This is a genomic window from Corynebacterium pseudokroppenstedtii (genome assembly GCF_019754945.1).
Lineage (GTDB): Bacteria > Actinomycetota > Actinomycetes > Mycobacteriales > Mycobacteriaceae > Corynebacterium > Corynebacterium pseudokroppenstedtii.
The window spans coordinates 26,206-39,098 of record NZ_JAEUWU010000004.1 but is presented as its reverse complement, the minus strand read 5'-3'; the positions used below and the strand labels follow the sequence as shown (position 1 = coordinate 39,098).

The 12,893-nt window shown below is 58.8% G+C and carries 9 protein-coding genes and 1 pseudogene; 6 read left to right on the top strand and 4 right to left on the bottom strand.

Annotated features, from left to right (window positions below; genetic code table 11):
* The first annotated feature begins 181 nt into the window (after positions 1-181).
* Positions 182-1,506: pseudogene (locus JMN36_RS07445) on the top strand (glycosyltransferase).
* Positions 1,507-1,721: 215 nt separating this feature from the next.
* Positions 1,722-4,217, top strand: coding sequence for an ArnT family glycosyltransferase (locus JMN36_RS07435; protein WP_221924132.1), 2,496 nt, complete (start codon positions 1,722-1,724; stop codon positions 4,215-4,217).
* 90 nt (positions 4,218-4,307) lie between these two features.
* Here the strand turns inward: JMN36_RS07435 and JMN36_RS07430 are convergent, their stop codons facing one another.
* Positions 4,308-5,366 carry an acyl-CoA thioesterase gene (locus JMN36_RS07430; protein ID WP_221924131.1) on the bottom strand — a complete coding sequence of 353 codons (1,059 nt, stop codon included), beginning with the start codon at positions 5,364-5,366 and terminating at the stop codon, positions 4,308-4,310.
* 100 nt (positions 5,367-5,466) lie between these two features.
* On the opposite strand from JMN36_RS07430, the gene JMN36_RS07425 reads away from it, so the two are divergent.
* From JMN36_RS07425 to purM, 3 genes are all read left to right on the top strand, one after another.
* Positions 5,467-5,841, top strand: coding sequence for a sterol carrier family protein (locus JMN36_RS07425; protein WP_012731050.1), 375 nt, complete (start codon positions 5,467-5,469; stop codon positions 5,839-5,841).
* 99 nt (positions 5,842-5,940) lie between these two features.
* Positions 5,941-7,554 (top strand): amidophosphoribosyltransferase, encoded by a 1,614-nt coding sequence (gene purF, locus JMN36_RS07420; RefSeq protein WP_370659573.1) that lies wholly within the window; start codon positions 5,941-5,943, stop codon positions 7,552-7,554.
* 148 nt (positions 7,555-7,702) lie between these two features.
* Positions 7,703-8,812, top strand: a complete 1,110-nt coding sequence (gene purM, locus JMN36_RS07415) for a phosphoribosylformylglycinamidine cyclo-ligase (protein ID WP_221924130.1) — start codon at positions 7,703-7,705, stop codon at positions 8,810-8,812.
* Positions 8,813-8,960: 148 nt separating this feature from the next.
* Here the strand turns inward: purM and JMN36_RS07410 are convergent, their stop codons facing one another.
* Together JMN36_RS07410 and ygfZ are read right to left on the bottom strand one after the other, a co-directional pair.
* Positions 8,961-9,143 carry a DUF3073 domain-containing protein gene (locus JMN36_RS07410; protein ID WP_012731053.1) on the bottom strand — a complete coding sequence of 61 codons (183 nt, stop codon included), beginning with the start codon at positions 9,141-9,143 and terminating at the stop codon, positions 8,961-8,963.
* Between the two features lie 284 nt (positions 9,144-9,427).
* Complete coding sequence (gene ygfZ / locus JMN36_RS07405) at positions 9,428-10,783, bottom strand: CAF17-like 4Fe-4S cluster assembly/insertion protein YgfZ (RefSeq protein ID WP_221924129.1); 1,356 nt, start codon at positions 10,781-10,783, stop codon at positions 9,428-9,430.
* An 84-nt stretch (positions 10,784-10,867) separates the two neighbouring features.
* Between ygfZ and JMN36_RS07400 the strand changes: the two genes are divergently transcribed.
* Entirely contained in the window at positions 10,868-11,815 is a 948-nt protein-coding gene (locus tag JMN36_RS07400) for an aminodeoxychorismate lyase (RefSeq protein ID WP_241865253.1), read from the top strand.
* Between the two features lie 101 nt (positions 11,816-11,916).
* Here the strand turns inward: JMN36_RS07400 and JMN36_RS07395 are convergent, their stop codons facing one another.
* On the bottom strand, positions 11,917-12,624 hold the full coding sequence (locus JMN36_RS07395) for a hypothetical protein (RefSeq protein ID WP_221924128.1): 708 nt from the start codon (positions 12,622-12,624) through the stop codon (positions 11,917-11,919).
* Positions 12,625-12,893: the final 269 nt, after the last annotated feature.

The following is a 12,893-nucleotide window of genomic DNA, read 5'->3' as shown; positions in this document are numbered from 1 at the left end:
TCATGCGCTGTATACCAGTAAGTCCAAGAATCCGACTATCGAGCCCGGCTCCTTCGCACCGACGGCACAGCCATCTGATCTCAGTGCCGTCGCTGGGGGAGTCTCCTCTGGTGAAACCCGCTCCGCTGTATCTACGTTGAATTCGCGTGCCGATTCGGAGAACTCAACTGTCGCTTCACGGGTGTCCACCGCCACGCAGGAGAGTTCATCTGCCACGGGGGAGAGCACGCCTGCCGCGCCGGGTGACTCAGTTCAGGGGAACGCTGAGTCCTATCATCCAACAAATCCGCGCCAGGCCACGGTGGAAATCGTCATTCCTGTGTACAACGAGGCCACGTCCTTGCCCACCTCGATCCCTCACTTGGTGGAGAGTTTGTCGAGCCTGGTGCCATTCACGACGATGGTCACGATTGCTGATAATGCGTCGATCGATAACACATGGATCGTCGCCGGTGAGTTGGAGCGCCAGCTGCCGTCGGTTCGCCGGGTCCATTTGGACCAAAAAGGCCGCGGGCGGATGCTGAAGAAGGTGTGGCTGGAGTCGGAATGCGATGTTGTGGCGTATATGGATGTAGATCTCTCCACCGATCTGCATGCTTTGCTTCCGTTATTAGCGCCTTTGGTTTCTGATCATTCCGATATCGCTATCGGTTCACGGTTAGCTCGTTCAGCCAATGTTGTTCGTGGTTCAAAGCGTGAATTTATTTCGCGGACATATAACCACATGCTGCGTCTCATGATGTCAGCACATTTCTCCGACGCTCAATGTGGTTTTAAAGCAATGCGTACCGACGTTGCTCGCGCGATTTTGCCTCATGTTGAAGACCCCAATTGGTTCTTTGATACCGAAGTGCTTCTCCTCGCAGAAAAAGCCGGGTACCGAATTCATGAGGTCCCCGTCGATTGGACCGACGATCCCGATTCGCGCGTGAATGTCGTCGAAACAGCTTTGCAGGATTTGCGTGGAATGTGGAGAGTGAGACGAAACATTGCGTCTCATCGGATTAATCTCGATTCGTTCCGTCGATCGTCGAGGACATCTGAACCCCCGGTATTGGAGGGGGTGAGGGGCCGGCCGGAGCCCCAGCAGAGTTTTTTAGGCATGTCTGGCGATTCGGCGTTGTCGGAATCGCCTCGACGGTAGCGTATGCCGTCCTCTATTTGGCTTTCTCGGCGTTTTTACCCGCACAGGTTAACAACTTTCTTTGCCTTCTGATCACGGCAGTTTTAAATACCGCGGCTAATAGGGCATTCACCTTTGGTATATCCGGTCGTAAAAACGCGGCCAAAGATCAGCTCAGCGGTTTGTTTATTTTTCTTGTGTGCTGGTTGGTCACGTCGTTATCCCTGGTGGGGTTGTCGTGGGTGAATCCCCACGCTTCGGCAACGACGGAGCTGATCGTGTTGACAGTGGCCAACGTCGTCGCCACGATCATCCGTTTTGTTGCTTTACGTGCGTACTTCTATTCATTCCGACGTCGGCGTCGCACGGGGAGTGGAATGTAAAACACGTGCTGAACAAGGACAAATACGAGAGATATATGACAGGCAAATATCCATTGCACGGTATGTCGAATCGGATTGCTATGCAGTCGTTGGAGTCACGACAAGGCCGTGTCATGACCGACCAGATTAAAGAATAAGGAGCATCACATGACAACCGATGACGTATGCGGATTGTGTGGAAAAGATGTGACGAGAATGAGGAGAAAGAAATGACGATGAGCATGGTGAAAGGAGCTGGTGGCAGTCATAGTGAGACAACTCATCGCAGACAGCATCACGCCGGCGTCCCACAGGGGTCGAACCCCAAGGAAAACGCCACGAAGTCGGGGATTCGTGCCCAGGTTCAGGGCTTCCCGCGTGGAAAAGAATTAGCTGGATTCATAGCCTTATTACTAGGCTCAGCATTCCTTTTCATGTGGGAACTGGATAACAACAACTATGGCAATGACTTTTATGCTGCCGCCAGCCAAGCAGGGTCAAAGAATTGGACCGCATTTCTCTTCGGTTCATCGGACTGGGGCAACACCATTACCGTCGACAAAACTCCACTATCACTGTGGCCTTCAGCCTTAGCCATCAAGATTTTTGGCTTAAATTCATGGTCCGTCCTGTTGCCGTACGCACTTCTGGGTGTGGCATCCGTTGCCGTCCTATGGGCCACGGTCCGGCGCTATGCCGGGTCGACAGCAGCCTTTGTGTCGGGAATTGTGCTGGCCCTCACCCCAGTCGCGGTGCTGATGTTCCGCTTCAACAACCCCGACGCGATGCTCGTCCTCCTCATGACGTGTTCCATCTGGGCGGCCATGCGTTGCGTGGAAACCGGTAAATGGCGCTGGGCCGTGTTAACCGGCGTCTTCGTCGGCCTTGGTTTCTTGGCAAAGCAGGGCGAAGTTTTGCTGATCATTCCCGCGCTCGTCGTCCTTTTAGCGGTGGTTTCCCCGCGTTCCTGGAAGGTCAAGCTGGGGCAAAGCCTTGCCACCGTTGCCGCCATGATTGTTTCCGCTGGCTGGTACATCGTGGCAGTCGCTTTGTGGCCATCGTCGTCACGGCCCTATATCGGTGGCTCGACTAACAACTCTATTTGGGAGTTGACCCTCGGATATAACGGATTCAGCCGGCTCAGCGGCAACGGCAGTGCCCCAGGCGGTGGCGCAGGTGGCGGTCCCGGTGGTGCCGGCCAAGGGGGAAGTTCGGTTTCCGACGCTGCTCAGGGCGCTGCTTCTGCTGCCAGTAGCGGCATGGGTCAGGCTGGAAGTTCTGGGCAGATGGGTAACATGCCGCAAGGTGGATCCCCAGGTGGCGGTGGCCATGGTGGCCCGACGTTCTCTGGTGAGCCGAGCATCCTCCGACTGTTTAACGAACAGTTAGGTGGCCAAGCTACGTGGCTATTCATTGCAGCGCTGATCGCCCTCGTGATGGGGATTGTGCTGTGTGGGCGAGTACCTCTGAAGAACACGAAACGCGGCCTGTACATCGGCCTTGGCGTCTGGCTGCTCATGTGTGCCGGGACGTTCAGCTTCATGGAGGGCACGATGCACCAGTACTACACCGTGGCCATGGTTCCTCCGATGGCTGGACTGGTCGGCATGGGCGCGGCCGATGCATGGCAGCACCGCGACCGCCTGTGGGTTCGTGCCGTGAGCGCCGTCGCTATCCTCGCGTCCGGTGTGACGGCATTCGGCGTCCTTCGTCGTGCGTCCGATTCATTCCCGACGTGGTTACCGTGGGCTATTCTCGTCGCCACCGTTATCGGTGCATCGGGATGGTTCGCTTTGCCGTGGGTGTCCGCGGCAGGGGCTCGTCGGCACGCAGACGGATCTGCGTCGTCGAAGCTTTCCGCAGGTGTCCTGTCACTCCGGGTGGGCGTCGTCGGTGTTGTCGCAGCTGCGATGCTCGCGGGACCGAGTGCGTACAGTGCGTACACCATCGCCCACGCCAATACCGGTTCGGTCGTCGCGGCCGGGCCGAAATCCGATTCCGGAATGGGAGGCCCAGGTGGCGGTGGTCCCGGTGGCCAAAATGGAACCGACGGTCGAGGCGGTGCCGACGGACAAGGTGCCGACGGTCAAAATACTGGCGACGGCCAAGGCGCTACTGATGGTCAATCCGGCAACGGCCAAGAAGGTGCTTCCTCGCCTGGACAGATGCCCGGTGACGGTCAGAACGGCGGTCCCGGCGGCACCCCACCGAACGGTGGCAATGGCCAGGGTATGCCTGGCGGGCCTAATGGCAGTGGCTCGACGTCGGATAACTCGAGTAACGGTATGCCGGGCGACTCGTCGGATGGAAAATCGGATGGAAAAGGTGGATCGTCGGCTTCAGTTGGTAAGCAGGGCGGAGCGTCGTCGCCGGGTGGCCCGGGTCAGATGGCTGTCAGTGAGACTCTGAAGAACAAGCTGAAGGAAGATTCGGACAAGTACAAGTGGTCCGCGGCGACGATCGGTTCGCAAGGCGCGGCCAGCTACCAGTTGGCGACGGACACGGATGTCATGCCGATCGGTGGCTTCAGCGGCAGCGATGATGCTCCGACCTTGGATCAGTTCAAGAAGCTGGTCTCGGAGAAGAAGATTCACTTCTTCATCGCTGATTCTGGTCAGGGCGGCGCCCCTGGCGGGAACAACGAGATCACGTCATGGGTGAAGGAGCACTTCACTGCTACGACTGTCGACGGTGTGACCGTTTATGACCTCACCCAGGAGAAGAGCTCATAACGCTCGGGGTTGCCGGGGTTCTAGCGAGTCGCCATCGCCAGAGCCCAACTTCCCGCCCCGCGCCTCATCGAACGCATACCATCGACCGCCTTACTGAATCCGCCTCGAGATCGGATTTTGTGGCACAAGCGGGTGAGGGGAGTACTCGGCACGCAAATTACGCAGCGTCTCCGCGTGTTCGGCGAGGCGCTTATCCTCCTCCGTCGTAGGAGTGAAGTGGCGCGCAGCCAGCGGGTTCCCGTCCTCGTCGATACCCATATAAGCGGCCGAGGCGTGGATCGCTAGTTTCATTCCGCTGCGGCCTTCCCGCGGGTCGCCAGCGTAAACGTGAACACTAGTTTGCATGGAACGCGTGTCGGTGCGGATGATCCGGGCGTCGGCTTCAATGAGATCCCCGATCTGGATCGGCCGGTAAAACCGAATGCCGCCCGCATAGACCGCCACAGTGCGATGACCAGCGAATTCCATCGTGCAGGCGGTGGCTGCTTCGTCGATCCATGCCATCGCGGTGCCACCGTGGACCTTGCCACCCCAGTTGACATCTTGGGGCTTCGCCATAAACCGAGTGACCAGCTCCGGGGCCGTCGAGTCCTCCGTGTACGTCTGTTTCAGCATCTCGTCTTCGATGGCTTTGCGCAGGTCGACGCGGGAGAGGGCGGCGTCCCGAACTCGGATCTCTTCATCTGTGGTGGGGGTCCAGGTGGGGACGGGGATGGATTTTCCGTGCTCGTCCAGCGCGACGAAGATGACCAGGCAGTCGCAGGCGCGGCTGAAGGAGCCGTCGCGGGGGTCGGCGGAGAAGACTTCGTTCACAATGTGCATCGACGATCGCCCGGTGTAGGCGATGGTGGATTTCACCTCGACGAGGTGCCCGGATGGGATCGGGCGGGTGAAGTGAATATGCCCGACGTATGCCGTGACACAGTAGGCCCCTGACCAGCCGACGGCGCACGCGTAGGCAGCTTTGTCGATCCACTCGAGAACGCGCCCGCCGTGCACACCCATCGCACCCGCGAGCAGGATGTCATTGGGGGCTGCGAGGAACCGTAGCGTGACGCTGTTGTTGCGTCGACCGGTCGCGTGGGGTTTCTCGGCTGTCGCTCCGGATTCTGCGGTGTCGGTGGTGTGTCCTGTGTCCTTAGTTGTCATGGTTTCCTTTATTGATGCGTCGGTGCTTATGCGGGTCCCGCTCAGCGGGCAGTGAACTATGTAACTCTTGCATTGTAAGGGGTGGCGATACAGTTAGTGCGTGACCAAGAGAATTGATGCGCAGCAGTTGGTGGCGGACCTGGAACAAGTCAGGCCTTGGGCGACGGACCCGCAGAACGTCGAACGCCCCCCGCGGAGTGTGATTGCCCGCGCGGTCCGGACGAGTCTGAAGGCATTAGAAGCCGACGCCCCCGGGCATAGCGTGGAAGTTCGCGTTCCTCCGTTTGCGGCGGTGCAGTGCATCGAAGGCCCACGTCACACCAGGGGAACCCCGCCGAATGTGGTGGAAACCGATGGCCTCACGTGGATTCGGCTCGCGCTGGGGATCGTCGAGTGGGAGGACTGCAGCTCCGAGGTAGAGTTCTCGGGTTCTCGCGCGGCAGAGGTGTCGCGCTGGTTGCCTCAGGTCCGGTAGCGGCCGCCTGAGTCTGATTGCCGACGCACCCCACCGCGGTGCCACCCGTGCACCCCTCCTGCACTCCGCATCGTGGGGATTTAGTTGGGAAAACCAGCAATTGTTATTACAGTGGGGGACGTGTCGCGCACTGATTGTGTTGATCCGTGGTGTGTAGAGGCCAATGCCCCCACCTCGAGCGAGCCATTCACGACCGGGCCCTGGGAGGCCGATTCCGGTGTACCTAGTGGAGGATTCGCACCAATCAACCTCGACGATCGCGGTGAAACCGAGCCGCACGAAGAGTGTGGCGTTTTCGGGGTGTACGCGCCGGGGGAAGAGACCGCGAAGCTCACCTACTACGGTTTGTACGCTCTGCAGCACCGGGGGCAAGAAGCCGCAGGGATCGGCGTCGGCGACGGGCAGCAGATCCTAGTTTTCAAGGACCTCGGCTTGGTGTCGCAAGTTTTCGACGAGCCCACCTTGTCGGCTCTCAGAGGCCATGTGGCCATCGGTCACACGCGGTATTCCACGGCCGGCGGTGTTCGGTGGGAGCATGCCCAGCCCATGTTCCGCACGGCTCGCAGCGGTGGCGACGTCGCCCTCGGGCATAACGGGAACCTCATCAACCAGGGCGAGCTGCGTCGGGAAGCCGCAGCATATGGCCTGATTGACCCCGCGTCAGACCCCACCGACTCCGACGTTATGTGCGCGTTGCTCGCGTACTACCACGACGAGGACACCTCGCTGGTCCAGTCGGCCCAGGAACTCCTCCCACGTCTTCGCGGCGCCTTCTGCCTGACCTTCACCGATGGTGAAAAGCTCTACGCCGCTCGCGATCCCCACGGCGTCCGCCCCCTCTGCTTGGGGCGTCTGGAACGTGGTTGGGTTGTCGCGTCGGAAACCTGTGCCCTCGATATCGTCGGTGCCCGCTTTATTCGTGAGGTCGAGCCGGGAGAATTCCTTATTATCGACGACGACGGCGTGCATTCGCACCACTTTGCCCGCCCGCAGCATCGCGGATGCGTGTTCGAGTACGTGTATTTGGCCCGCCCGGATTCGACGATCCGCGGCCGTGCGGTCAATGCGACGCGCGTGGAAATTGGCCGGCGTCTTGCCGAGGAAGCCCCGGTGGACGGCGATTTGGTTATCCCCGTGCCCTCATCGGGAACGCCGGCGGCCGTTGGTTACGCACAAGGTTCGGGCATTCCCTTCGGCGAGGGGCTGACCAAGAATGCCTATGTTGGCCGCACGTTCATTGAGCCCTCACAAACCATCCGTCAGCTGGGAATCCGCCTCAAGCTCAACCCGTTACGCGAAGTCATCCGCGGAAAGCGGCTCATTGTTGTCGACGATTCCATCGTGCGAGGCAACACCCAGCGCGCATTGGTGAAGATGCTTCGCGACGCCGGAGCGGCCGAGATCCACGTCCGCATTGCGTCCCCGCCGGTGAAATGGCCGTGCTTTTATGGGATCGACTTCGCCTCCCCCGACGAACTGGTGGCTAACGCGTTTGACCCAGATGACGTCGTTGAGGGAGTGCGTGCCTCGATCGGCGCGGATTCCTTGGCCTACGTGTCGGTGGAAAACATGGTGGCCGCGTCGCGTCAGCAGAGGTCGGAACTGTGCTGTGCCTGTTTCGACGGCCATTACCCACTCGGGTTACCCGACATCGGCCGCAAGGCTGGTGCCGTGCGTGACCTGCAAGAACACACCGCGCCGGGCGGGCGCTGACGGAGACCGAAACGCCCGGTGCACTTAGGCGACGCGCCTAGTTTTATGTCGATCGCGGTGTACTCACGGCGATTGAGATTAATTGCCCCAGGTTATATTAGTTTTAGTGAGACCGACATTTATTTAGCGAGAAAGAGATATACACAATATGAATGCTCACGAGGTAGACAGCACGGATAATCATGACGACACGTCGTCGGCTCATGAGGGAACATCGTATGCCCAGGCCGGTGTGGATATCGAGGCAGGGGACAGGGCTGTTGAGCTCTTCGCGCCATTAGCTAAGAAAGCGACAAGGCCAGAGGTTCGTGGCGGCCTCGGTGGCTTTGCCGGGCTTTTCGCCTTGGGGAAGTACAAGGAGCCGCTGCTGGCTGCCTCATCGGATGGCGTCGGCACGAAGCTCGCTGTGGCTCAGGCGATGGATAAGCACGACACGATTGGCCAGGATCTCGTAGCGATGGTCGTCGATGATCTTGTGGTGTGTGGTGCGGAACCCCTGTTTTTGCAGGACTATATCGCCATCGGCAAGGTGATTCCGGAGCACGTGGCGCAGATCGTCGGCGGAATTGCTCAGGGTTGCCAGATGGCGGGGTGCGCGTTGCTCGGTGGCGAGACCGCCGAACATCCCGGTGTGATGGAGCCTGGTGAGTATGACATTTCCGCGACCGGTGTGGGCGTCGTAGAGGCTGCGGATGTGTTGGGGCCCGATAAGGTCCGCGATGGTGATGTCATTATTGGCATGGCTTCGTCGGGGCTTCACTCGAATGGATACTCACTGGCTAGAAAGGTTTTGCTCGAGGACGCCGGCCTTCCGCTTGATGGGGTTGTCGAAGAACTTGACCGGCCCTTGGGTGAGGAACTCTTAGAGCCGACGCGGATTTATGCGTTGGATTGCGTGGAGCTTATTCAGGAGTGCGAGACTCACACGTTTTGCCACGTCACCGGTGGTGGACTCGTGGGAAACATGGAGCGCGTGATTCCCGACGGGCTCGTCGCGGAGATGGATCGTGCATCCTGGACGCCGAGTCCCATTTTCCGGTTGATCGCGGAGTTGGGCTCTGTGTCTGACGAGGAAATGGAGAAGACGTTCAATATGGGCGTGGGCATGGTCGCCGTGGTGAGTGCAGATGAGGTCGATCGCGCTCAGGCACTGTTGACGGCTCGCCACGTGGATTGTTGGACCTTAGGCCGGGTGCGTATTGCTGCCGAAGGCGAGCAGGACCGCGCGGTTCTGGTCGGGGATCACCCGCAGGCGTAGGCCCGGGTAAATCGCGGGAAGCGTGCCCTGCCCTCTGGGCACACGAAAATGGCCAGCTCAGCTATGCCGCGCTGGCCTGGGTTTTCGTTGGGTTGTTCCGGGGGTGAGGTGGACTGGATGTGCCCAGGAAAGACGCCCCCAGTGGTAGTTAGCGCCAGTCGTCTTCGTCGGGCTCGTCTTCTGCCCAACGATCCCACTTGTCGTGGGAGTCTTCTTCTTCCCGTTGTCCGGTCAGTTCACGCTGGAGGCGCTCGAGGTCCATCTCAGGTGAGTTGTACTTCAACTGACGTGCTACCTTGGCTTGCTTTGCCTTGGCGCGGCCGCGACCCATGGTCTGACCCCCTTGGGTTAGCGGGCCGGTGCGGTAATCCTGCGCCGGCCCATGACGAGTTCATAGTTTCTTCCTGCCCATACCCTACCGGTTCTGAACGAAAAATTCTGCATAGGGGGACGCTATGTCGCCGAATTGCGCCGTTGTTGCAGCGCACAAGGCCCTTATTGACTAAAAATTCGGGGTAGGTGCCCGGAGTGTGAAGGTATGGGGGCGCTCCGAGTCTGGTGTAGCGGCGCGCGTGGGGTGGTCGGTTGAGAGGCCCCTCGTCGAGACGTTTTAAGTTAGGGCGTTTTCCCGCGCAGCTTGTCGACGGCTTGTCGCCCGGCTTTGGGAGCCTCGTCCAGGTGAGTGGTGTCGGGATCGATGGCGAGTGTTGTACCGCCGACCTCTAGGGCGATGGCGTGTGTGGCCAACGATGACCGTGAATGTGGTTCTCGGCTGGTTGGATCACCGGATACGCCCCCCGATGGACCGGTGAATGCGCCGCCAGCGATTGTTTTTTCGACAATGCTCCGCTTGATGAGTCCCAGCGCGATGGGTCCTTCGTCGCAGTCGTCAACGACGGTTCCGATTCGGCCGACCTTTCTTTTCCCAGCGGTGATTGCCTCGCCAGGTTCGGGTCGGTGGGCAGAGTAACCGTCGACTTGGAACTTGACCAGGAGCCGGGGTGGGCGGCCGAGGTTTTGTATCCTCGATACCGTCTCTTGCCCGCGATAGCACCCTTTGTTCAGGTGAACATAGGAGGACGTGGGCCCATCGTCGACTGTGGCCCGTTGGGTAGGTGCGTTGGCGGGGGTCCCGATAAAGGCTTCTATTTCGTGGGGCACGGTGCGGCTGTCGAGGTCGGCGTGAACGTCCGGTATGACCGCTTTGACGCGTTCTGCCTCGTAGGCCATGAGCCCGGTCGGTTTCGCGTCCGCGTTGATGAGCGCCGTGAAAGCATCGGTGATCGCAGGCCTCGGCATCAAGAGATGGACAGAATCTTCCGTGCCGACGAGGGAATCGATGAATGTGACCGTTCCTTCGGGAAGCGTGTCGGGCGGGGTAGTGGTCGCCGGCGTGCCCGGGGCGTGATGGCCTTCTAAAGCGTGGGCCATAACTGTCGACGTGTCCGGGCCGATGACGGTGATGAGGGCAAGGTTTGCTTCGTGGACGCTGACTGCGGACCAAAAGACCATTTGTGTCAGATATGTCTGAAGAGCGTCGAATGTTTCTGGTTCGGAGACCAGGTAGAGGGTGGGCTCGTCGGAATCAGTGGGCGAAGATACTTGAGGCCGCACAATAGTGAACGCGTGTTCGACATGCCCCTTAGCATCCAAAATCAGCCCGTGAGTGGTTAAGCCAGGGGCAAGAGCATCAACTTTTTGGCTGATCAGTGAGTTCAGCCACGATAACGTGTCCGCACCGCTGATCTGGAGTACTCGTTGATGGGATCTGTCGACGGCCCCCGCGGACCGCTCAAATGCGCGTTGCTCACCAAGGGGGTTCCCGTAGTGCCAGGCCACACCGTATTGCCGGTGTCCGTCGGGCGCGTCGGCGGCTCCATTGATGGCGTCGAGAAGTGGGCTCTGATATGTCGTGGGAGTGGGCGTCTCTACAGGGTTTTGCTTGGTGTTCGAAGTTTCGCGGGTGGCCACGAGTGTCAGTGTAGCTGGGAATGTGGTGGTTATCATGAATTGTTTAACCAGGGTTATGTCCCAGGGCCGTCATACAATACGGATATGTCTTCTGCTTCATCTGCGCTTCCCCCATTGTCACCGCAGTCGCCGGGTACGACCCCACTGCTCGTTGTATCTGTGTTGCATGCAGGTTTGGATTCGGTAGGGCGGGAACCTCGTGTCCATGATTCGTCCCAGCCGCTGTTGTTTGCCGACGACCTCGCCGCTGTTCGTGGCGACGGAATTTTTGAGACGCTCATGGTCCGTGGTGGAAGCGTGCGGAATCTGGACCGGCACGCAAAGCGGTTCCGTCGTTCTGCTGCCATGTTGGGGTTGCCGGAGCCAGACCTGAATTTATGGGGTCGTGCAACGAACTTGGCTGTGGAGTCGTGGAAAAAGCAGTACCCGGAGCTAGCGGATCGCGATTGTGGCCTGCGGTGGGTGTTGTCCCGTGGGCGTGAGTCAACGGGGCGGCCGACGGGATGGATTACGGTGGCCCCGATGTCGGAGGAAGTTGAGCGTGGCCGTCGTGAGGGTGTGAAGGTCATGTCGGCGGAGCGAGGTTTCCGCTTGGATTTGTCAGAGCGATCACCGTGGGCATTGATTGGTGCGAAGACATTGTCTTATGCAGCGAATATGGCGGCCTTGCGTTATGCCCATGAGCATGATTTCGACGACGTTATTTTCATTTCCGACGACGGTGCCGTGTTAGAAGGGCCGACGTCCACTGTGATTGCGGTGTCTGATCGTCGCATGGTGACGCCGAAAACGGACGCGGGGATTCTTGCAGGAACGACACAAGCATCCATGTTCGGAATCGCGCGCGAGCGTGGTTGGGAGTGCGAGGAGCGACGGCTAACGCTAGACGATCTTAAGGCGGCTGATGGTGTGTGGTTGGTGTCCTCAGTACGGGTGGCTGCACGGGTGCTGAGCTTGGACGGGTTCGAGTTTGATCAACCGGATAGAGCTGATGAGGTAGAGGAGATTGCCGCAGAAGCCGTCGGGGAGTGAGCGTGTTTGCGGGATGCCCCGGCTATAAGGAATGTTTTACCTCGTGATAATTAACGATGAATCGGACGACCGTGTTGGTTCCAGCAGCTTCCCGCACCTACTTACATAAGATGTGGCAGACGATCTTCTCCATCCGCTTCGGGTCTCGTCGATAACTGCGGGAATTGGTCAGCCGCCTTGGAAAACGCATGTGTTAGGTGATCCAATGTCTGTCCAGCTTGGCCAGATTTGGGGTCTCGGAGGGTACGGTTTAACTCAATTTGTAGGGCAGAGTGCCCCTTCTTCTGCAGGTAATCAGTCACGGTGTAACCTGATTCTGCCGTAAACTTATCCTGCGACACATGGCCATCAAATTCTTGTTGCAAAGCGCCAACAATGGCATCGGTTGACTCCGATGGTTCGTCGCCGGTGCCGACAGACACAGGTTCGTTCAGCGACGAATCTTTCATACCATGAATTTCTACGATGACGGCATTATCAGGCAGACTATCAATAATCCGAGTGAACTCGTCATCCCTCGTAGACCAATCCTTGTTCCAATCTGAAACTTTGCCGGTCGTTGTTAATGATGACGCTCCGACGCGGTCGGCCACAATCTCTGTAATGCCACCGGTGTAGAGGTCAGCGGGCTTTCTTTTTCCATCACGAGTCTGTGTTGTGGCGTGAGGGGCGATTAGCACAAGAGGTGAGCTTGCCGTCCTATCCGCCCATCGCACCGAATCAGCTGGCCCAGCACCATCATTGTGATTAGCCTGGTACTTTGCATTCCGCGCGATGAGCTCCGCAGTTCCCGAGTCGTGGGTTGTCATAGATTCTGAAGCCGTGGGATCGGAAGTAGCAGGTTGGGCCATTAGTGAGGTGTTAGAAACAGTTGACGTGTCAGAAACGGATGCGTGTGCTGAGCCTAGAGTTCGTCCGTTTACCGCCCCATGAATAAGAAATGTGCCAGCGAGACCGAGAGTCAGTCCCAACGCTATCCCTAATCTTTTGTTGCTTAATAAGGAGCTGCGCTGATCTGTGGAGTGGTGAGCTCTTCTGGTGTACGTTCTGGCAGATTCTGCCGGATAGATATCGCTAG